The organism is Corallococcus terminator, assembly GCF_049194865.1.
GTDB classification, from domain to species: Bacteria; Myxococcota; Myxococcia; order Myxococcales; family Myxococcaceae; genus Myxococcus; species Myxococcus terminator_A.
The window spans coordinates 24,726-46,026 of the sequence record NZ_JBLZWL010000023.1; the positions used below are offsets into that span (position 1 = coordinate 24,726).

The 21,301-nt window shown below is 68.8% G+C and carries 15 protein-coding genes; 3 read left to right on the forward strand and 12 right to left on the reverse strand.

What is annotated here, in order from left to right; all coding sequences use genetic code 11:
* Nucleotide 1 precedes the first annotated feature (1 nt).
* The 9 genes from ACN469_RS10665 to hflX form a co-directional block, all read right to left on the reverse strand.
* A complete protein-coding gene (locus ACN469_RS10665; RefSeq protein ID WP_498766776.1) occupies nucleotides 2-352 on the reverse strand; it encodes a hypothetical protein in 351 nt (116 codons plus the stop codon).
* A 145-nt stretch (nucleotides 353-497) separates the two neighbouring features.
* Entirely contained in the window at nucleotides 498-1,877 is a 1,380-nt protein-coding gene (locus ACN469_RS10670; RefSeq protein WP_498766778.1) for a class I adenylate-forming enzyme family protein, read from the reverse strand.
* Nucleotides 1,878-1,896: 19 nt separating this feature from the next.
* Complete coding sequence (locus ACN469_RS10675) at nucleotides 1,897-2,907, reverse strand: 3-oxoacyl-ACP synthase III family protein (RefSeq protein WP_498766780.1); 1,011 nt, start codon at nucleotides 2,905-2,907, stop codon at nucleotides 1,897-1,899.
* Nucleotides 2,904-3,659, reverse strand: coding sequence for an SDR family NAD(P)-dependent oxidoreductase (locus ACN469_RS10680; protein WP_498766782.1), 756 nt, complete (start codon nucleotides 3,657-3,659; stop codon nucleotides 2,904-2,906). The genes ACN469_RS10675 and ACN469_RS10680 overlap by 4 nt, the downstream gene beginning before the upstream one ends.
* The gene (locus tag ACN469_RS10685) at nucleotides 3,656-3,892 is read right to left on the reverse strand and encodes a phosphopantetheine-binding protein (protein ID WP_498766784.1); all 237 of its coding nucleotides are present in this window, start codon (nucleotides 3,890-3,892) and stop codon (nucleotides 3,656-3,658) included. The genes ACN469_RS10680 and ACN469_RS10685 overlap by 4 nt, the downstream gene beginning before the upstream one ends.
* A gap of 17 nt (nucleotides 3,893-3,909) precedes the next feature.
* The gene (locus ACN469_RS10690; protein WP_498766786.1) at nucleotides 3,910-4,968 is read right to left on the reverse strand and encodes a 3-oxoacyl-ACP synthase III family protein; all 1,059 of its coding nucleotides are present in this window, start codon (nucleotides 4,966-4,968) and stop codon (nucleotides 3,910-3,912) included.
* Nucleotides 4,965-5,732: a DapH/DapD/GlmU-related protein gene (locus tag ACN469_RS10695; RefSeq protein ID WP_498766788.1), complete on the reverse strand. Its 768-nt coding sequence runs from the start codon at nucleotides 5,730-5,732 to the stop codon at nucleotides 4,965-4,967. Before ACN469_RS10695 ends, ACN469_RS10690 begins: the two co-directional genes overlap by 4 nt.
* Entirely contained in the window at nucleotides 5,729-6,928 is a 1,200-nt protein-coding gene (locus tag ACN469_RS10700; protein ID WP_498766790.1) for an MDR/zinc-dependent alcohol dehydrogenase-like family protein, read from the reverse strand. Before ACN469_RS10700 ends, ACN469_RS10695 begins: the two co-directional genes overlap by 4 nt.
* A gap of 288 nt (nucleotides 6,929-7,216) precedes the next feature.
* Complete coding sequence (gene hflX / locus ACN469_RS10705) at nucleotides 7,217-8,716, reverse strand: GTPase HflX (RefSeq protein WP_498766792.1); 1,500 nt, start codon at nucleotides 8,714-8,716, stop codon at nucleotides 7,217-7,219.
* 51 nt (nucleotides 8,717-8,767) lie between these two features.
* Here hflX and ACN469_RS10710 point away from each other — a divergent pair, with 51 nt between their 5' ends.
* Together ACN469_RS10710 and ACN469_RS10715 are read left to right on the forward strand one after the other, a co-directional pair.
* On the forward strand, nucleotides 8,768-10,207 hold the full coding sequence (locus ACN469_RS10710; protein ID WP_498766794.1) for a DUF6896 domain-containing protein: 1,440 nt from the start codon (nucleotides 8,768-8,770) through the stop codon (nucleotides 10,205-10,207).
* A gap of 334 nt (nucleotides 10,208-10,541) precedes the next feature.
* Nucleotides 10,542-14,129 (forward strand): MopE-related protein, encoded by a 3,588-nt coding sequence (locus tag ACN469_RS10715; RefSeq protein WP_498766796.1) that lies wholly within the window; start codon nucleotides 10,542-10,544, stop codon nucleotides 14,127-14,129.
* A gap of 86 nt (nucleotides 14,130-14,215) precedes the next feature.
* Here ACN469_RS10715 and ACN469_RS10720 read toward each other — a convergent pair whose 3' ends face one another.
* Nucleotides 14,216-15,847, reverse strand: a complete 1,632-nt coding sequence (locus tag ACN469_RS10720) for a peptide-N4-asparagine amidase (RefSeq protein ID WP_498766798.1) — start codon at nucleotides 15,845-15,847, stop codon at nucleotides 14,216-14,218.
* Nucleotides 15,848-15,968: 121 nt separating this feature from the next.
* Entirely contained in the window at nucleotides 15,969-17,012 is a 1,044-nt protein-coding gene (locus ACN469_RS10725; protein WP_498766800.1) for a hypothetical protein, read from the reverse strand.
* A gap of 193 nt (nucleotides 17,013-17,205) precedes the next feature.
* Here ACN469_RS10725 and ACN469_RS10730 point away from each other — a divergent pair, with 193 nt between their 5' ends.
* A complete protein-coding gene (locus ACN469_RS10730; protein ID WP_498766802.1) occupies nucleotides 17,206-18,345 on the forward strand; it encodes a J domain-containing protein in 1,140 nt (379 codons plus the stop codon).
* A gap of 75 nt (nucleotides 18,346-18,420) precedes the next feature.
* Here ACN469_RS10730 and ACN469_RS10735 read toward each other — a convergent pair whose 3' ends face one another.
* Nucleotides 18,421-21,279: an FG-GAP-like repeat-containing protein gene (locus tag ACN469_RS10735; protein WP_498766804.1), complete on the reverse strand. Its 2,859-nt coding sequence runs from the start codon at nucleotides 21,277-21,279 to the stop codon at nucleotides 18,421-18,423.
* Nucleotides 21,280-21,301: the final 22 nt, after the last annotated feature.

The window sequence follows — 21,301 nt, forward strand, 5'->3', positions numbered from 1 at the left end:
GCTACCCGCAGGCGTCACTGCACTGATGGAGCTGACAGCCGTAGGACCCCGCCTTCGCGTCGGCGTCCTGCCGCGCGAACCGGCACGCCTTCTTGCAACCGCCAAGGAACGTGGTGGAGCCAAATCCCACGACGCCACAGGTGGCTCCGCTGGAGTTGACGCCCGTGCAGGTCGTCTTGCAGTTGCGCGCGAACTGCTCGACGTTGTTCTCCTCGGACGAGGTCTCCTCTCCGGGCACTTGCTCCGTCGTCTCCTCCGGGGGCGCTTCCTGCTGCTCCAACCCAGGCCCGCAACCCGGGCCAACGAAGCCCAGGACGCCGAGGATGGCCAGCAACATCACGTGTCGCTTCATGACAACTCCTTCATGCCTGTCTGGGGAAGGTGAAGTCCCAGGAGGCGGCGGGTTGTCTAGGTTTCCGTGGGTGCCCTGTCAATTCGAGCGGCTTCGGGTGTGTTTGTCATTGATGCGTTTTTGTGAGAGCCCGAGAGGACGATGCTCAGCCGAGGCGCTGGTCGGGGTGCATGCACTCCGCCAGTCGGGCGCGTTGTAGTTTGCCATTCGACGTCCGTGGGAGTTGCTCCACCCGGTAGAACTCGGTGGGAATCTTGTGTGGGGACAGGTGCTCGCGCAGGGTCTGCCGCAGCTCGCGCTTGAGGGGGGAGGGCGCGCCGGGCTCGAAGCGCAGGAAGGCCGTCAGTGTCATTCCATACAAGGCATCCTCGCGGCCCGACACGGCGGCGTCCGTCACCCCCGGCAGGATGCGCAGGACGGCCTCGATTTCGAGCGGGCTCAGTCGCTCCCCGCCGACCTTGAGCAGCTCATCGTTGCGCCCCAGGAGCGTCACCAGGCCCTCGGGACTCAGCTCCGCCACGTCGCCTGTGTGAAGCCAGCCCTCCTCGCGGACCTTCTCGCGTGTGGCCTCCTGTGCCCCCAGATACCCCAACATCACCTGTTCACCTCGCACACAGAGCTCGCCCTCCGGGGTGAGCTTCACGGTGAGCGCTCCGACCGGGAAGCCCGTCGCGGAGGAGAAGAAGGCCGGGTGGTCGCTGCGCAGACAGAGCACCCGAGGAGCAAGCTCCGTCTGGCCATAGCAGGTGTAGACGCGGCTGGCGGGAAAGGCCCGTGTCAGTCGTTGGCGCAGCTCCAGGCTCAGCGGCGCGCCGGCGGAGACGACGTGGGTGATGTCCCGCGTGTGCGCGGGCCCATCGCCCAGCAGTCTCAGCAGCGTCTCGTGGTGGGATGGGACTCCGCTGATCATCCCCTTCAAGAGCCCTTCATCGAGCAGCCGCTTGAGCTCGACCAGGTTGGCGAGCAGGTGGGTGGGGATGCCCGCCGCCAGTGCGGGAAGCAACTGCCCGAGCAGCCCGAAGGAGTAGGAGAGGGGAAGGAACAGCGTCTGGCGGGAGACCGACGCGAAGTCGAGCGAGGTGAGGACAGCGTCGATGTTCGCGTCGATGTTCTTCCGGGAGAGCTGCACGGCACGAGGTGCGCCCGTGCTCCCGGAGGTGAACAGGATGACGGCGGTCTCCGGGTGGTGGGGCGGCTCGGTCCGTCCGCTTCGCCAGGAGACCGAGAGGGCCTCGTCCAACTCGAAGCAGTCCCCCAGGCTTGCTCGCCGCGCCTCGACTTCCGAGTCCGTCCAGTCGTGAGCAAACACGGCCAATGGATGCCCTGCTTCGTAGAGGGCCAGGAAGCGGGCGACGAACCCGAGCGACCGATGGAACCTCAGGATGGCGAGCCCCGAGGGCCTGTCGGCGAGGCGCGCCTTGAGGGCCTCCACCTCTCGTCGGAGCGCGGCGAAGGAATATGTCTCCTCACCGAGGATGAGGGCGGGGGCGTCATCCGCCCGGGAGAATGCGTAGGCGGGGCTCATGACAGGGCTGCTCCCGTGACTAGAGGCGCTTGAGCAGCGCGCAGGCGGACGCGCCTCCCGCGCCCGCGGAGATGAGCAGGACGCTCTGCCCCGCGCGCAGCGGGAGCTGCTCCTGGAGATGGGCGAGCGCGATGCCCACGCTGGCCCCCGACGTGTTGCCGGTGAACTGGACGGTCTCCACCACCTTCGCGGGGTCCGCTCCCAGCTTGTCGGTGATGGCCCGGATGAGGTGCAGGTTGGCCTGATGGGGAACGAACCAGTCCACGTCCGCCACGCGCAGTCCCAGTCGTCGCAGCAGCGAGGCCGCGCCCGCCGACATGTTGTCCACGCCCTTCATGAACAGCGTGGCTCCGTGCTCCATCTTCAGGAAGACCTTGGTCGGGTCATCGTTCAGGTGGTGAGGCAGGCGAGAGCCGCCCGCGCGGATGGCGATGATGTCCGCCATGGACGCGTCCGCACCCAGCTCGCTCGCGACGAGCTGGTAGTCGGCCTGCTCGGGGCGTGGAGTCACCAGACAGCTCGCGCTCCCGTCGCCGAACAGGGCCGTCGTCGCCAGGTCCTCGCGGTTGAGGAACTTGGAGCGGATGTCCGCGGCGATGACCAGGTGGTCGCTCCCCGTGGCCAGCGCGAGCCCCGCGCCCACGTGGACGGCGCTGGTGAAGCCCGCGCAGGCCGCCACCAGGTCCAGCACGCCAATGCCATCCAGGCCCAGCTTGGGGAGCACCAGCGGCGACGTCGGCGGGGTGGGGAAGTCTCCCGACACGGTGGCCAGCAGGAGCTGGGCGATGCGACTCCGGTCGATGGCGTAGTCCTCCAGCAGTCGCAGGGCCGCCGCCGCCGCGACGTCGCTGCACGCCTGCTCCGGCTCCACCCAGTGCCGCTTCTCGACACCGGTCCGGTGGGTAATCCAGCTGGGCCGCGCGCGCGTCCCCATCCAGTCGAGCACGTCCTGGTTGGTCATCACCTTCGCGGGCAGCCACGAGCGAGGGCCGAGCAGGTACACCGGTGCGGCGGGCTTCAGGAAGCTCATGGCTTCAACACTCCTTCCAGTCGGACCATGGGGAGGCCCCCGGTGACGTCCAGCACCGCGCCGTTGATGTACTGGTGCTCTGACAACAGCGGGTCGAGCGCTTCGCCGAGGTGCTCGGGCTCGCCGAGCGCCCCTTGTGGAATGACGCCGCCCATCCGCTCCACGTAGCGGGGCCGGGACCAGTACTTCTTCGTGCGCGTCGTCTTGAAGAGTCCCAGGCGCACGGTGTTGCACAGGACGTTGAACGCGCCGTAGTCCACGGCAAGGTTGCGCATCAGTCCCTCCAGCGCGGACTTGCACAGGATGTACGCGCCGTAGCGCCCCGTGCCGCTGACGGTGGAGACGCTGGAGATGAAGACGATGCGGCCCCAGCGGGCTTCGAGCATCGACGGCAGCAGGCGGCGCAGCAGCCAGACATTGCCCATCAGGTTCGCGGTGACATCCGCTTCGAGCGCGGCCTGCGGCAGCTCGTGGAAGCGGTGCAGGGGCGGCCGCCGTGTCCACGCATTCAGCACCAGCCCTTGAAGGCCCCCCGCGAGCAGTCCCTCCAGGGCCTCGTCGCTGCGTCCAGGCGTCGCGAGGTCCAGCACCAGGCCCTGGGCCTTCAGCCCCTCCTCGCGATACCGCGCCAGCAACTGCTCCAGCGACGCCTCCGAGGACGCCGTCACGAACACCTCGTCGCCCAGCGCCAGCCGTCGCCGGGCGATGGAGCGTCCGATGTCGGAGCCTCCTCCGGTGATGAGGACCCTCATGTGGCGCCCAGCTCGCGCAACCACGCGGCCAGGGTGTCGAGGCTGTGGAAGGACTGCTCGGAGAAGTCCTTGCCGGAGATGCGCAGCGACAGCTCCTTCTCCAGCGCGGCGACGCTGAGCACCATCAGCAGGCTGTCCATGCCATGGGTCGCGAGGCTCTCGGCGGTGTCGGTGGGGAGCGCCTCCATGCCCGCGCTGAGCAGGGCCTTCTTGATGTGTTCGAGCAGGTCCATGTCGTGGCTCTCCCTGGTCACTGCTTCACCCAGTGCTGCATCGCGAAGGACAGCCCGCCGCCCACGCTCATCAACAGCACCGAGTCACCCGGCGCGAACAGCCCCTGCTCCAGCGCCTCCGAGAGCGAGAACAGGACGGAGGCGCCGCCGATGTTGCCGACGCGGTCCGCGCTCCAGACGAGGCTCGCCTCGAGCCCGCCTTCCGCGCAGACCTGCTCGATGAGCTTCCGGTTGATTTGATGGGCCACCACCCAGCGGACCCGCTCCAGGCCTCGGCCGCCGGGGAACATCGCGCGGAGCATCTCCAGATATCGCCGCAGCGCCTCCTCGCGAAGCCGGGTGCCATCGCCCGCCATGGCGTAGCCCCCCTGTTCGAGCACGCTCCGGTCGGGAGGCAGCCTCCCGGGGGTCGTGTACAGGTCCACCAGCGTCCCGTCCGTGGCGTAGAGGCACTGGCGCACCTCGAAGTCGGGCGAGGTCGGCTCACGGCGCAGCCACAAGGCCGCGCCACCATCCGCCAGGATGAACCAGGTCTCCTTGAGGGCCGGGTTCATCACCTTGGACAACGTCTCCGCGCAGCTCACCATCACGTTGTCGTAGCCACTGCCCAGCAGGGACATCGCGAGGTGCAGGCTGGCCAGGGAGGTGGAGCATCCTGCCTTGAGCTCGTAGGCCGAGGCATGAGCGCCGAGTCGTCCCAGGATGGCCGCCGCCTGCGAGCCCGTGTAGCGGCTCGTCGTCGTGGTGCCGTGAATCAGCGCTTCGATGTCGGCGCCGACATGGTCTCCGAGCGCACGCCGGGTCGCCGTCAGCGCGAGGGACTCGCTGGTGTCCTCGTCGCCGGGTGCGGGTGGTGTTTCTCCCGGGAGTGCGCCGGGCAGTCGCGCGAGGTATCGCTGACCGAAACCCAGTCGTGCTTGGAGCTTGCGACCGAGCGTCTCCAGGGACCGGGCGGAGCGGCCGTGCTGCTCGGAGTCCCTGGCGAGCAGCTCCGCGTTGGTCACGGTGCGCGTGCCGGGCCACGAGCGGCCATGTCCCAGCACCTGGATGCCCAGGCGCGGCTCCAGCACCTTCATGGCGGGCTCGCTTGGGCGGGGGCGCGGGCCGGGTTGAAGTGCTCCCACGCGAAGTTCTCGACGCGCGAGTCCTCCGGCAGCGTGTCCTTCAGGAGCTTGTTGCCCATTCCAATCCAGCTCCTCGCGCCGATGGTCGTCCTGGGTCCCACCATGGCGCCCGCGCCGAGGAACACGTTGTCGCCGATGTGCACCTCGCCGAGCTGGACCTTGTCGCCGAGGAACAGGTGGCCAATGACGAAGACATTCGCGCCCATCGTGCAGCCCTTGCCGATGGTGAGCAGCGGGTAGTCCGCGAGCATGGCGAAGAGGGACGAGTTCACCCCGTACGCGATGCGCGCCCCCATGGCCCGCCAGTACAGGTACTTGGTGACGTAGAAGGTGAAGAAGAACGGCTGGAGTCCGGAGATGCGCACCGCGTGACCCAGGCAGAGCACCGTGTACCAGGCGAGGTAGTCCCGAGACAGCTCCATCGGGTAGGTGCCCGGCCGCATGCGGGGGATGCACAGGCGCATGAGCCAGCACGTGGCCAGGAAGACGCTCGCGAGGACTCCAGGCGCAAGCAACGCCCACGCGGCGAACATGGGCCTGTCCCAGCACCACCGCAGGAAGAGCAGGCAGGACCACCACGCCACGAGACCCGGGGGCAGCGCGAACGCCATCGTGATGAGGTCCACGAGGAGCACGCGCGCGACGCCGAAGCCCCGGGACTGGTGCTTGAACCGCTGCCTCGCGGTGGCCAGCGTGTCCGTCGCGTCCCGCGTCATGCGGCCTCCTGGCTGATGGGGGCCGGCGCCTCGGGATTGACCTGGAAGAGGGGGAAGTAGGACGCGACGCGTGCCTCCTCGACGTCGCGCGCGAGCTGGGGAATCTCGTCCCAGGCGTAGACGCGCTCGCCGTCCACGGGGGGCAGCCAGCCCATCTCCTCCGCGAAGCCCACGGCCGCCACGGCCTCCGAGTAGCGCGCGTAGTGGGTGTGGATGTGCTGGTGGCGTTTGGTGCACTCCGTGGAGCGCGAGAGGTCGATGAGCTCCGCGCCGAGCTTCCAGCCCGCGGTGGCAATCACGCCCTGCCTGCCGAGTGCCTTCAGCGTGGCCTGGAAGAGCGGCGCGCCGATGTGGTCCAGGAAGATGGAGACGTCCTGACCGCGTCCCGCTTCCTTCACGCGCGCGAGGAACCGCTTCTCCGATTGGGTGTAGCGCTGGCGGTAACCGGAGTCGGCGGCGAAGAGGGCCGGGTCCAGCATCAGGTCGGGGAACTCACGCCGGTCGATGGGGATGATGTCCACCGACGCGAGGTGCCGCAGGCGCTCGTCCTGGGAGGCGACCATGGCCACGCGGCACCCGGCGTACCGCGCCAGGCGGAGCTGCGCATAGGAGACGCCTCCTCCCCAGCCGACGACGAAGGGCGCGGGACAGTCCGACTCGCTGACCTGCAGTCGCCAGCAGCCGTAGGCGAGCCGCCAGTTGGACCACGCGGTGATGTAGCGCAGGGAGAACGCGGCCCACTGCTTCAGGGAGTGGCGCGTGTCGCGGGGGATGGGGACGAGCACGCGCTCGGGGAGCCGCGTCCTCCGGGCGAGGAGGCCCATGGTGTGGCTGGCGTCGTAGGCCAGCACCTTGACGGGGTAGCCGTGCTCGTCCTGCTCCGCGTTGCAGAACACGAGGCAGACGTCTCCCGGGCGGACGCGCGTGACGGCGCTGCCTGTCTCCAGGACTCGCACCACGCCCGCGTTGCCGATGACCACCTTGTCTTCCCGGCGCAGCCGACAGATGTCCACGGGCACGCGCTGGAGGGCGTGGCCCATGTTTCCCTCCCAGCAGCCGTAGAGAGGCTCCGCCAGCACATGCTCCGGGCCCAGGTCGGGAATCGCGAAGGGCTCCTGGACGAGCTCACCCGGGACGCTCTTGCCGTCCCGTTGCCTCTCTCCGCGATGAAGGACCCAGGCCTGCACCTCTTGCATGACCGCTCCAGTGAGGCGCCGCGGGAGAGATGCAGGGCGCGTCGACGTGGAGGGATGATGTTGAATCCTGATTCATGTCTCAAGAATGCCCGGGGTGGGTCCCTCCTCGGCGCGGGGCCCCGTTGTCGTGGGACACGGCGAGGCCGAGGGAAATCGCAGGTGGGGCGTCGGATGCCGCCCCGGTGGTGCGCTCACGGGGCGGCTGGGGCAGGGGGCCCGGAGGGATTGCGGCGCGGCCCTGCCTGGGAGGTCATGCGCGGTGCTCGTTCGCGGTGAGCACCGCCGGCCTCACGCCTGGAAGTCCCGGGTGAGCCGGGCAATCGCCGCGGGCAGACCCCGCACTCGCAGCTTCCTGCCGTGCTCGTCGAACTCCTCGGTCAGCACCGTGGTGTGCTCGTACACCTCGCCGATGCGGCCTTGGCTGGCGTACGGAATCATCAGGTGGGCCTCCACCATCGACGCCTCGAAGAACTGGATGATGCCCTGGCGGAGCTTCGCCACGTCCTCCGGGCGATGGGCCGAGAGCAGCACCGCCTCCGGATGCTCGGCGCGCAGGGCGTCCTGCGCGGCTTCGTCCAGCCGGTCGGTCTTGTTCAGCAGCAGCTTGCTCGGAACCGTGTGCGCGCCAATCTCCCGGAGCACGGACCGGGTGACCTCCAGCTGTAGCTTCCAGGTGGGGTCGGACGCGTCCACCACGTACAGCAGCAGCGACGCCTCCAGCGCCTCATCCAGGGTGGAGCGGAACGAGGCGACGAGGTCGTGCGGCAGCTTCTGGATGAAGCCCACCGTGTCGGAGACGAGCACGCGAGGACGGGTCTCCGGGTGCAGCGCGCGCACCGTGGTGTCCAGCGTCGCGAAGAGCTGGTCGGCGACCAGGACCTCGCTCCCGGTGAGCGCGCGCATCAGGGAGGACTTGCCGGCGTTGGTGTAGCCGACGAGCGCCACCCGGAGCTGCTCCCGGCGGGCATACCGGCGATGGTCCTGCTCCTTCTGGATGACGGCGAGCCCCGCGCGCAGCTCCGCGAGCCGGTCCCGAATCTTCCGCCGGTCCAACTCCACGGCGGAGTCTCCGGCGCCACGGCCCTGCTGGCGCTCCCGTCCTCCCGAGGACTCCCGCAACCGGGGCGCGAGGTAGCTGAGCCGGGCAATCTCGACCTGCATGCGCGCCTCGTGGCTGCGCGCGTGCCGGTGGAAGATGTCGACAATCACGCCCGTGCGGTCCATCACCTGGGCCCCGGTGGCCTTCTCCAGGTTGCGCAGCTGGCTCGGCGACAGCTCGTGGTCGACGACCACCACCGTGGGACGCGGCCCGCTCACGTCCTCCTCGGGCTCGGAGTCCTCGTCGTCCTCCTCGTCGTCCTCCTCCTCGGCCGCGGTGTCGTCCGTCTCGGAGTCCTCCGTCTCGGTGTCGTCCGTCTCGGTGTCCTCCGCCTCGGTGTCGTCTGTCTCAGGGGCCTGAGCGGTCTCCTCACCCTCCTGCTCGGACTCTTCTTCGGCGGCCTCCCACTTCGCGCGGGCCTTGGAGGTCCGGTCCTGAGCACCCGAGGTGATGACGCCGGGGCCTCCGGTGAGCGCGGCCAGGTCCTTGAGCTTCCCCTTGCCGAGCACCGTCCCCGTGGCGAGCGCTCCTCGGCGCTGGGTCACCGTCGCGACGGCGTCATAGCCGAGCGTGTGCACCAGCCTCTTGAGTTCCGCGAGGTCCGCGGCGTGCTCCGTGTCCGTCACGCTGGGAAACTGGACGCCCACGAGGACGGCACGGGGGCGAGCAACTGGCGGGGTCTTCGACATGGGGACGCTCGTAACACGGTGCGGGCCCAGGTGGGGTAAACGAGAGCTTCCATGAGAGACCTCATCCAGACGATTGGTGACCTGCTGAGCGGCGCGCCCGCGAGCCGCGTCAACGCGCCTGCCTTTCGTCCCGACTCCGCGTGGCTGCTCGTCTGCTTGATGCGCCAGTTCGTCCGCCAGCGCTGGCTCGTCCGCATCGTCGAGGAGCGACTCACGGCGAGACAGGCCTCGGCTGAAGACGAGGACGAGGACGAGGACGAGGACGAGGACTCAGGCGAGGTTCCCGGCCTCGCGGGCTGGCGATACGAGTTCCATGGACGCGGCTGCTGCCTCTCCAGCGCGGACGAGATTCTGGATGTCGACTTCCATGGGGACGAGGGGGCCACCATCGACCCCTACTTCTTCGCGACCCGCATCTTCTCGCTCAAGGCGCCGGGCCTTCCCGAGCTGCGCCTCGCGGCCCTGCTCCCAGGGCGGGACCTGGTGGTGAGCGGCATCCGTGAGCTTCAAGCCCAGGGGCTCCTGCGGCACCCTCCCAGTGAGCATGTCTTCCGACTCCCTCCCGCGCTGGAGGCGCTGGCGGACGCCGCCGCCACGCTGGACCTGGGGACTCCGGACGCGCGCGAGCGGAGCCTCCTCCTGCTCGGAGACTTCGAGATGCTGGACTCCAGCGTGTTCGCCGAGCGAGCCCTGGCGGTCCGCGAAGCGCGCAGGGAGTGGCTGCTCGCGCGGGCGACCATTCCCTCCTTGGCGGGCGATGCGCTCGGTGCCCTCCAGGGCCTCGTGTCACCCGACGCGTTCGTCCTGACCTGTGAGCGCGTCCTCTCCGGTCCCATCTCCTCGGCCATGGGGGCGGCCATCGAGCGGTTGGACGCGCTGCCAGGGGACGCCAGCGCTCCGGCGGTGTTTGGCCTGCTCCAGCGCATGTCCCCCGAGGAGGACCATCCCCATTCCCTCCATGCCGCCGCCAGCTATCTGCTGCGCCGGAGGTTCGAGCGGGAGCGGGTGCTCGCGGCGGTGCTCGCCTTCGCCCGGGTGGACAAGGTGAAAGGGTATGGCGGTAATCCCTATGCGGGAGAGTTCGCGCTCCTGGTGCTGGAGCACGCACCCGAGCACGCCCTGGAGTTGGTGCGGCGCGCGCTGCGCTCCTCCGTCCCCATGGCCCGGATGCAAGTCGCCTCCGTCCTCTGTGTCCTGGATGCGCCGTGGAGTCAGCGAGAGCTGAGCGCGGCCCTCCAGGCGAGCACCTCGTCGGACCGGGGCGACGCCAAGTACCTCCAGCTCGCGCTCGCGCGGAGCCAGTCCGAGTGGGCGCGCGCCATCGCCACCCGGTGGGGGCGCCAGCAGCCGCCGCCCGCCACCTCGGAGTTCGGCTTCACCCACGAGGAAGTGCTGGAGGCCACCGCGGACAGCTGGTTCGAGCGTGAGCTCGCGAAGGCGCGTGACTGGGTCCAGCGCAGGCGCCTTCAGACTCCGAACGAGCTGGAGTGAGCCCCCCGGGCCTGGGGCGGGTGTGTGCTCCAGGGTGACACGAGAGACGCAGTTGCAAGAGCCCGTAAGGGCTTGTCTGGACTTGAAGTCACGAGCCCGCGACGGGACGGTCACACGTCGGAGTGTCACCCCTGGGTCTCATTTGACAGGGTATGGGTTGCGAGGCCCATCTTGTCGGTAGGGGCACGAACTGGTTGGTGTGGCTGTATTTATACAGGGATGCTGGTGGAAATACCCTGTCTGTATAAAATGTGAAAATGAGTGCTCATACCTCGGGTGTGTGAGTAGAAGGCGCCAGCCCTTTCCCGGGGCTCCTTCCACCAAAGAGATGGCCGTGAAACGACGATTGGCATTGCTCCTGTCGGGGCTGGCCCTGGCTGCTTGTTCCGGTTCGGAAACAAGCGAGGCCGAGGGCTCCGCTTCCTCTTCACAGACGCAGCCCCTGCCGGGGGATCCGCTCTGCAAGCTGCCCACCGCGACCGTTACCCAGCTTCCTCCGGCGGGGCCGAGGCGCTTCACGGTGCCGGCCCTCGCGAATACCCGCACGGGCGCGGCGCTGGCCGCCGGTGATTTGAACGGCGATGGCATCCCCGAGCTCGTCATCGGGGCCCCCGGCATCTCCTCCACAACGACCCTCAGGGGGTACGTCAACATCGTCCCCCTGGTTCCCCCTTCCACGGATCCTCTGCCGAGCCTCCTGGACATCCGGAGCTATTCGACCCGCTACGAGGGCGAGGTGGCGATCAACCGATTGGGGACCGCCGTCGCGGTGGGAGACTTCGCCGCCGGCCCGGCGAATGACCTGCTGATGGGGGCTCCTGGCTTCTCCTCCAATCTAGGCAATGCCTATCCCGTGGAGGGCAGTGCCATCGCGGGAGGGGACCGGCTGCTCACCACGCTCAGCCATCGCTTGCGGGGCGCTCAGGCCCTGGAGCAAGCGGGGACCTCCCTGGCGATTGGAGACATCACGGGGGACGGTCAGCCCGACGTCATCGTGGGCGCCCCCTTCTACGACACGTCCGCGAGCGTCCTCGACACGGGAGCCGTCTATGCCTTCAGTGGTGCGCTGTCCCCCTCCGCGGGTGGTCAGCTCGCCGGTGCCCCTATCAAGGTGCAGGGCGGCCCGTCGCAGGGCGGGTACCAGGCTGGGACCTCCGTGGCCGTGGTGGACGTGAACGGTGATGGGAACAAGGACCTGGTGGTGGGCGCGCCTCGCTATGACGCGGGTTCGCTGGTGGATGCGGGAGCTGTCTTCGTCTTCTTTGGCCCGGTGTCCGGGTTGCAGAGCTTCTCGACGGCGAACCTCGTCCTCACGGGGATCACGGCGGGAGAGCTGGCGGGCTCCTCGGTGGCGAGCGCTGGCGACCTGGACAACGATGGCCTGGAGGACCTGCTCATCGGCGCACCGGCTTCTGGCAGCGCGGCGGGCAAGGCCTATGTCGTGTACGGCGGGAGTGTCTCCACGACGCCCTCTTCACTGTCGGCGCACTTCCGACTCACGGGCGCCGCGCAGGATCTGGCGGGAACGGCCGTGCTCGGGCCGGGCGACATCAACGGTGATGGCTTCAACGATCTCCTTATTGGCGCGCCGGGCCACACCACCAACACGGGCGCGGTCTACGTGGTCTATGGCTCAGCGGTCCGGTTCTTTGGGAACGTCGCGCTGCCCTCGGTCGCCCGCATCGTGGGGCCCGCGGTCAACAGCGAGGTGGGCAGGACCCTCGTGGCGCTCGGCGACGTGGATGGAGACGGTTCCGCCGACTTCGCCGTGGGATCGCCAGGGCTTGGAGGCACCGGCGCCGTGTCACTGGTGCTCGGTCACGGTCCGCGTACGTGGTTCGTGGACAACGACAGTGACGGCTTCGGGACGAGCGTTGGCTCCTCGCGCCAGTGCGGAGAACCCACTGCTGGCAGCAAGCGGGCGCTCATCGACGGTGACTGCGAAGACTCCCTGGTGAATGTCTATCCAGGGGCCGATGAGGTCTGCGAGGCCACTCCCGGGGCGGAGATCGACAACAACTGCGACGGGCTGAAGGGTGACGAGCTCGGCGCCAATCCGGTGAACATGACGGACTGGGTCCAGGACCTGGATGGGGACGGATTTGTCTACCCGAGCACGGCGCAGTTGCGCTGCGCGCCTCCCTCGGGCCCGGGATGGATTGCCTATGGGACCAGCTCTGGCGCCGAGTGTGATGCGCTCCCCGGAAACCCGGATCCAAACTTCACGACGGACAACGACGCCTCCATCCACCAGGGCGCGGCCGAGGTCTGCGACAACAAGGACAACGACTGCGATGGGCTCGTGGACGACAACCAGTCCCTCTGGCCGAGCTGGTACCCGGACGGTGACTCCGACGGCTACGGCCGCAACGCGAACGTCGAGCGTGCCTGTGTGGCACCGCCCAATCACGTGGCCAGCAACACGGACTGTGACGACACCACCAACGCCACGCACCCGGGCGCCAACGAGGTCTGTGACACCAAGGACAACAACTGCAACGGCACCGTGGACGAGGGGGTCCAGACGACCTACTTCCGCGACGTGGACGGTGATGGCCATGGCGTGTCGACGCCGACCGTCCAGGCTTGCAGCCAGCCGGCGGGGTTTGCCGCCGTCAGCGACGACTGCAATGACTCCGCGCCGAATGGCGCGCGGATGTATCCCGGCGCCACGGAGGTCTGCGATGGCCTCGACAACAACTGCAACTTCGACACGGACGAGGGAGTGAAGTCCAACTTCTATCGGGACTCGGATGGGGATGGCTTCGGCAACCCCTATGTCGTCGTCGTCGCCTGCTCTGCCTCGGGCCACGTCTCCAACAACCAGGACTGCGACGACTCGCGCGCGGGGGTCAAGCCTGGGGCCACCGAGGTCTGTGACGGCAGGGACAACAACTGTGATGGCGCCGTGGACGAAGGGGTGATGAACGCCTGGTACCCGGATGCGGACGGGGACGGCGTGGGCACCACCAACGTGACGTTCCGCGTCCTCGCCTGCTCCGCGCCCGCGGGCTACGTGAACAGCCAGGTGGACTGCCACGACGGCAACGCCACTGTGAAGCCCGGGGCCCCCGAGCTGTGTGACACCCTGGACAACGACTGTGACTCACAGGTCGACGAGGGGATTGCCACGACCTCCTGGTACCCGGACACGGACGGTGACGGCTACGGCAATGCCTCCGCGAGCCCCGTGGCGTCCTGCGCGTCTCCGGGCCCGGGCTATGTGCGCAACCGCACGGACTGCAATGACGGCAGTGCGAGCATCAGCCCCGCCCAGGCGGAGGTCTGCGAAGCCTCGGGTCCTCAGTTCGACAACAACTGCGACGGCAACACGGAGGGCGCCGTCAACGGCACCGTCTGGTACCGCGACGTGGATGGTGATGGCATTGGTGTGAAGACGGACACGCTGGCGCGGTGCATCCGCCCGGCGGGCTACGTGGCGGTGGAGCACGACTGCAACGACTTGAACGCGAGCGTCTATCCGGGCCGGCCGGAGGTGTGTGAGGCGGGCGCCTTCGCCGACCAGGTGGACAACGACTGCGATGGGGACAAGAACGACGTGGACCCGGATCTGCCTGTCGCCGGGGGCGGGACGCGCCTCTGGTATGGCGATGCGGACCAGGATGGTCACGCGGGGACGGGCTTCAAGCTGCGCTGGTGCGTCAACCCCACGAACCTCATGGGCCCGAACAACCAGGTCCTGGTCCAGGGGACCTATCTGGCGACCGAGCCCGATGACTGCAATGACACCCACGGGGGCGTCTTCCAGCGGTTGATCTGGTACGAGGACCGAGACGGTGACGGCTGCGGCAATCCGCTCACGGGCCGTGAGTCGTGTGGCTCGCCGGCCGGGTGTGGGTTCCCGTTCGTCACCAACAACAAGGACACCAGCGACAGCAACGCGTCGGACTGTCGCCCGTGATGTCGGCACCTACCGTCATTTCACGGTGAGTGCCCAGGTTCTCCGCGAGGCGGTGGTCCTCGCGGAGGGCCTGTCACGAGGTCAGCTCAATCGCAGCGCTGGAGGTCCTCGGTGATGTAGCCGTTGCGGCTGGAGAGGCTCCGGTCGTAGCAGTCACCCAGGAAGCCCGTCACCTTGTAGCGGTGCGTGGACGTCCCCACCGCGTTGCGCTGCGCGCGGGGAACGCCCAGCGTGTACGCGGCCTCGCCGGTGAAGACGTCGCTGAGCTTGCGGTGCGTCAGCGGCTGGAGGCCGTGCAACTCGAACGCATCCTCCGCGTCGTTCATGGTGATGGTCGTGGTCAGCCGGTTCTCGGGCGTCACGCTGATGAGCCCGTCGAGCACGAAGCGCTTGTCGGAGCGGCTCACCGTCGGAAAGAGCTCTCGTCCCACCACGGTGACGGTGCTGGTGTCGTTCCAAGTCGCCGTGAGCTGGTCCGGGTTCTCCATGTCACCCACCCAGCGGTGCATGCTGTCGTTGGACACCTTCTGCTCGACGGTCGTCAGCTCCCAGCCCCGCGAGGTGCGCAGGTAACCCGACACGCGCAGGTGCTGCCCGCCCCGCGTGTCCACCTGATGCCAGCCGTCCACGAGCGAGTAGTCCGCGTCATTCGTCAGCGCACCGACCTGATGCTGGAGCAGTCCGCCCGTGACGCGCGCGGCGCTCGCGTCCCGCCAGACGAGCAGGTTGGTGGGGAGGTCCCAACCGGGACGGCCCTCGGGGACACCCAGCACGCTCACCCGAACCTGGTGCGGCTGGCCGTCGGTCAGCAGGCCCACGAAGGGCGTGAGGTCATAGGCGATGGGGCGGATGTTGAAGGCCCGAGGCGCTGGGAGCACGTACCAGAGGAAAGGGTTGGACCAGCCGCCCGTGTACACATGAGGGAAGGGCATGGCGATGCCCGCCACCTTTCCATCCACTTCAATCTGGACCTCACGGTACGGGCCCGCGTCGGCGGGGCACGAGTACGGCACGACGGTGGGCGCGGTGATGTACCAGAACTCCTCGCAGCCTCCGCCCGAGCCTGTCGCGTAGACCTCCGCGAGGAGCCGCGTGGTGTTCTGGGGTACCGTCACCTCGCCCACCAGCGCGCTGCCTTCACGGCGCGGGTTGACGAGCGGCAGCACGTCGCTCGCCGTCCGGGCCGGTGGCGTCTGCCTTCCCTGCGCCGCGTAGAACGTCAGATACACCTGCACGTCCAGCACGCCCGTGTAGGTGTCATTGACCACGTTGCCAATCAGCATCCACACCGGCTGGGGCTGACGCAGCAGCGGCGCGTAGGCTGTGACGTCCTTCTCCACCGACCAGGCGATGCCCTCGCGAGACGGCTCGGGCGTGGACGTCTTGAAGAGGGTGACGCCGCCCACCTCCAGGTGGCCCAGCCGGTCGTACTGGACGCCCTGGACCTTGCCCTCCATGCGCAGCACCACCTTGTGCCATGGCCCCGGGCACTCGGCGGGCGGCGTGAAGGTGCCCGTGAAGGGCGTGAAGTCGTCGAACTTCTCGTCGACGATTCGCACGGTGCAGGACGCCGTCGCAGGCCGCTCCACGGTGGGGACCGCAGTGCGCGGGTCATCCCAATCCGTACCGAACTCGGGAGGTGGCTCGACGGCGAGCGCCGGCAGCGTCGCGCCAAGGGTGAGCACTGCCGCGACGAAGGCTCGGGGGAAGGGTCGCACGGCTTTTCCTTTGAAGACGGTTATTGCCTGGAGATTAGGCCCCGCCTCCGCCGTGGGCAATCGAGCCGCGCACGAAAGCCCCAGGCCCGGTGACGTGGGCCTGGGGCTTCGCGGGGATGAATCACTCGACCCAGTGCTGGACCGTCAGGATGCGGAAGCCCGTCGTGACGTTGACGAAGAAGTGGACCTGGATGCCGGCCCAGGGACCCCGGTTGTAGCCGATGTGGCAGCCCTTGAACGTGCCGCCCGCGGTGCGCGCGTCGAGGTCGTCCAGGCCGTCGTTGATGATGCTGGTGGGAATCTGCCCCTGGTACTGGGCGGTGTTGGCGGCGCTCGCGACGTAGTTGTGGACCTCGGCGGCGTCGGCCAGGTTCGGGCGGTTGGTGATTTGCACGTTCGGGAAGCTGGCGGGGTTGATGCCGAAGCACTGGGTATAGGCCCGGTGGTCATTGCCGTGAGCGCCGTTCACCACATCCGCGATGTCGAACGACAGGTCCATCTTCACAGTCCAGTCGTTGTCGGGGACGGCGTTCACCGAGGAGACGAGGACCTCCAGGTCGTAGCCCATGGTGGCGGCGTTGCGCAGGTTGCGCAGGCTCACCGCGCCGATGCCATTCGCGTTGGAGATGGCGTGGACGGAGGTGAACGGGCGCAGTGCGAGCAGCGTCGTCGCGCCGTTCCACGCGTACGGCAGGACGGCGTACAGCGTGGAGCTGCTCACGGTGTTGACCAGGGAGACCACCGCCGCGGCGTCATCGGTGGAGAGCGCAAGCTCGTCCAGGATGCCCACGCAGCTGCTGTTGATGAAGCCGTTCGCGCGAGCCCCGGTCTCCAGCTGCGTCAGGCGGAAGGGACCCATCAGGTGGACGGAGGAGACCTCCGCCAGCGTCACGAACGGCGCCGTCGAGCGGCGGCTGACGAGGTTCAGGACGAGGTCGCTGGGCAGGTACGCGTCCAGCGTCGCGGGCGCCGCCGTGTTCGCGAAGGTGAGGATGCCCTGACACTCCGGCGCGACGTCCACGTTCGTCGTCGTGAGGGGCGCGGCCTGCTGCGCGGGTACCTCGGAGGTAGGCTGCTCGGACGGCGCGGAGGGCTCGGCGGGCGAGGTGGGACCACAGCCGACCAGCAGGCTGGCGCAAAGCAGGGCTGAACCGAGACGACGCATGGAGAACTCCTCAAGGGGCACTGCGAGAGAGGGGTCCCCCATACACCAGTCGCACGGCTCGCTGATAATCCATGTTTCGTTACAGAGTCGTGCCAGAGGGTCGCTTTCTGGACGGGGTCTCCGGACTCGGGCATGCAGGAGGGCCGTCCACTCACGTGCTCCAGGCAGGGGCCTCTCCCGGTGAAGGAAGTGCATGCGAGCCTGTCCGTGCTGCCTGGAGACGCTGACGGCCGGGTTGCTGGGCTTCGGCAGCCGGCGCCTGGCGGGACGCTGTGAGTCATGTGGCGACGCTGTGTGTGAGACGTGTCTCAGCGCCCAGGTGCTGGAGGCGAGCGCCTTCCGCGCGCGCGTGGGCGGACGTGCACCGACACAGGAGCAGGTGAAGGGGCGGGTGTGTCGCTCCTGCCTGTGGGAAGTCCTGGTGGACCGGGGCGAGACGCCTCCGTTTCCCGCGCCGCGTGGACAGCGCGAGCGGGCGATACGGGATGCGCGAGCGCGCTGCACCCACGGTGACGTGAAGCCGTGCATGGCGTTCTGTCCGACGTGTGGTGACGAAGTCTCGTGGAAGAGCGAGCACGGCAATCCCGCCTGCGAGGCGTGTGGCGCGCCGTCCCACCGGGACTTCAACTGCTGCTGGGCGTGTGGCGAATCGTTCGAGGAGGACAACCCGCCGAGGCCTGTCGCCCGGGGGTACAAGCTCGACTTCGACTGCGATGGCCCGGAGTGCGCGGGGAAGCTGGAGTGGCTCATGCCCTTCTGCCCCTGGTGCGGCGAGGAGAAACACTGGGAGCACGAAGGCGACCTGTCGTGCGACGAGTGCGAGGTGCGGTTGGACCGAGGCTGGGCGTTCTGCGTGCGCTGCGGAGAAGAGGCGCCGCTGCCCGACGAATGTCCCCGGTGTGGGGTGGGGTTGGAGGAGGCCGCGTCGGCCGCGCGCTGTGAGCAGTGTCACCACCTGGTGTGTGGCGACTGCTGTGATGTCCGCGTCGTCGCTCCGTCGGGTGGCGAGGCGCAGGAGCGGTTGTTGTGCGCGGGTTGTGGCGAGGGCCGCGAGCCGGTGAGCGAAGAGCGCGCGCCTCCGGAAGAGGAAGAGGCGCCGCGAGAGGAACCTCCCGAGGCGCCCGCCGCGCCACCTCCCACCGCGTGGGAAGTGCTCGGGGTCTCACCGGGTGCGCCGCTGCCCGACGTGAAGCGGGCGTACCTGGCGCTGGTGGCGCAATACCATCCAGACAAGGTCGCCCAGCTCGGGCCGAAGCTCCAGGCCCTGGCCCAGGAGGAGACGCGTCGCATCATCGAGGCGTGGGAGCAGGTGCGGAAGCAGTCGCGGACCTGACGTCTTGGCTCGAGCCGTCGTGTCGAGCCGAGGCGCTCCGTGGCTCCACTTCGCCACGGAGCGCCTGGAGCTTCGCTACTGGACCTGGACCTGGATGACCTGCTCGGACGTGTTACCCGCGGCGTCCGTGGCGCGGATGAGCACCAGGTGCGAGCCGGGGCCTGAGAACGTCACGGGCGTGGTCGCGAGGTTCGTCCCCGCGCCGACGTCGGTGGTGCTGACCCAGTTGGCCGTCACGCGAACCGGCGTGAGGTCCGTCACCTCGGTGATGACGTTCACCGTCAGCGGCTGCGTCTCCTGGGGGTTCGGCGCGACGATGCGGAGCAGGGGCGCGGTGCGGTCCACGGTGACTTGCCGGCTCTGGGTGGCGATGCCGCCATCGGTGGCGATGACCGTGAGCGTGAGGGTGTGGTGGCCTTCGGCCAGGCTCAGCCACTCGACGACGTGTCCGCCGCCCGCGTCCGGCGTGAGGCGCACGGGGGCGCCCCCGTCGATGGAGAGCAGCACCACGCTGATGGGCGCGCCGCCAGGACTGGAGGTGGCCCAGCCGCACGCCTTCACCTGCGCGGCGGACGTGTAGCGCGGCACGTCGCACATGATGAGGGTGGGAGGCGTGCCCTCGGAGTCGACCACGTGGATGGCCGTGGTGCAGGAGGCGCTGTTACCCGCCGCGTCGGTGGCCGTGTACGTCACCGCCGTCGTTCCATGCGGATAGGTGCCGGCGGCCGGCCCGCTGACCTGCGCGCCGCAGGCGTCGGAGACGGAGGCCGCGGCGGGAGTGACGAAGGCGCCGGCAGGTCCGGTGGCCTCGACGATGCGCTCGGGCGGGCAGACGATGACCGGCGGGGTGACGTCCACCACGGTGACGGTGGCGGTGCACGTATCGCTGGCCTGGCCATCCGACACCGTCAGGGTGACGGAGTGCGTGCCCGGACCGAAGGGCCCCGCGGGCGCCTGCGACACGGAGAACGGGCCGGGCTGCTCGTCCGGGTCGTAGCTGCCGTTGTTCACGTTCGCGGGCGCGTTGCAGGTCGTGGGGCTGGCGCTGACGGACACGTCGCCGCAGACGGCCACGGGCGGCTCGTTGGTGGAGCAGGCGAGGCTCACGGGCGCGCTGCCCGCGTTGTTGGTCTCGATGCACTCCGTCTCGCGACCCGTGCCGGTGCCGTCATCGTCCGCCTGGGCGAAGACCACCGTGGTGCCACCGGGCGCCGAGGCGAGCGCCAGGCTCACCACCGCGCTGCTCCCCGCGCTCAGCACCGTGGGGAGGATGCCCACGCCCAGCAGCGTGCCGCCGGAGGTGGGGTTGCCCTGGTAGAAGGCCACGCGCAGGCCCGCCGAGGTGGCCGCGTCGCCCTCGTTGTTGATGCGAGCATGCAGGCTCAGCGTCCCCGTGGTCCGGTCACACGACGAGGTGACCTCCGCCACCGTCACGTCGGCGGCGGCGAAGGGGCTGGTGGTGCCGGTGCCCTGGCTGTTGGCGCGGAACGTGTTGAGTCCGGGCGTGCGCCAGTTCTCGACGGGGTGCGCGGGGATGGTGCCGTCGTCGTTCACGTTGGTGACGGAGTACGCGTGCTGGTTCCAGATGCGACGCGTGTTCACCCAGCCGTCCTTGCGGTCCCGGAACACGCGGATGCCGGTGGGGCCGGGGATGCCATAGTTGTTCGACGCGACGACGATTTCGGCGTTGTCATCCGCGTCCACGTCGACGATGAGCGGGTTCTCGTACGTCGTCCCGGAGGAGTGGGCCACCTGGAAGCGCACCGCGCCCGTGGCACCGTCGTAGATGCGCAGGCGGACCTCATCGCCGTAGACGACCTCGGCGCGACCGTCGCCCTCGAAGTCGAAGGTGGACGAGCCCGTCACGTTCGAGCTGTGGTCCTGGGTGGGGCTGGACCACTTCACGGTGCCGTTGGTCTCGAAGACGGCATACCGGCTGGCACCCGCCACACCGACTTCCGGCGACCCGTCCGCGTCGAAGTCCGCGATGTTGGGCGCACCACCGGCGCCGCCACCGGGGATCGCCTGGCTCCAGAGCAGGGTGCAGTTGTCATCCATCAGGTAGACCAGGCCGCCGCTGACCACGACGACCTCACCGTTCGCGTCCGCGTCGAAGTTGGCCACGCCCGCAAGGCCGTTGCCGATGGCCGTGTTCCGACACTTGAGCGTGCCGTCATGGCGGTAGATGGACCGACCGTTGACCACTTCCTGCAGGCCGTCGCCGTCGATGTCCGCGGCGAAGGAGATGGGGCCCTGGGGGCCTCCGATGGTGTCCGTGCCCGTCCACTTCAACGCCCCGGTGTTGCTGAAGACGGCCTGGCCGTTGAGGATCTCCACCGTGCCGTCGCCGTCCAGGTCCGCGAAGGAGGGGCCGCCCCAGCTGTTCTGGGAGACCGTCGTCCGGAACTTGAAGGCGCCCGTGTTCTCGAAGCAGAGCAGGCCCGTGCCGCTCTCCGGAATGGCGCACAGCTCCACCAGTCCGTCACCGTCGATGTCCGCGCCCGCCACGCTCGCCGCGCCGCGCACGCGCAGGGCCGGGTCCGTCACCGTCCACAGCTCACTTCCATCAGCACCGCTGAGCGCCCGCAGCACGCCGTTGGTGTTGTAGTTGCTGCCCACGAAGGTGCTGAAGACGACGTCCGGGACGCCATCCCCGTTCACCTCCACGACGATGGGCGTCATCATGACCTGGACGTGGGTCGGCAGGACGGTGCTCGAGTTCCACGCCCACTCCAGCTCCGGCTCGAAGTTCGGATCGAAGGGCGGCTGGACCTGGCACTCGCCGTTCGCCGCCGAGGCGACCTCGCCCAGGGACTCGGCTTCCAGGGGAACGGGGAGCGCGGTCTCACCACAGGCTGTCAGCGACAGCAGCCCCGCGACCGACAGCGTCGTTCCTGCATTCCACGTCCACTTCCGCCAGGTTCTTCTTTCCATGTGCTTGCCTTGCCCGATGTCT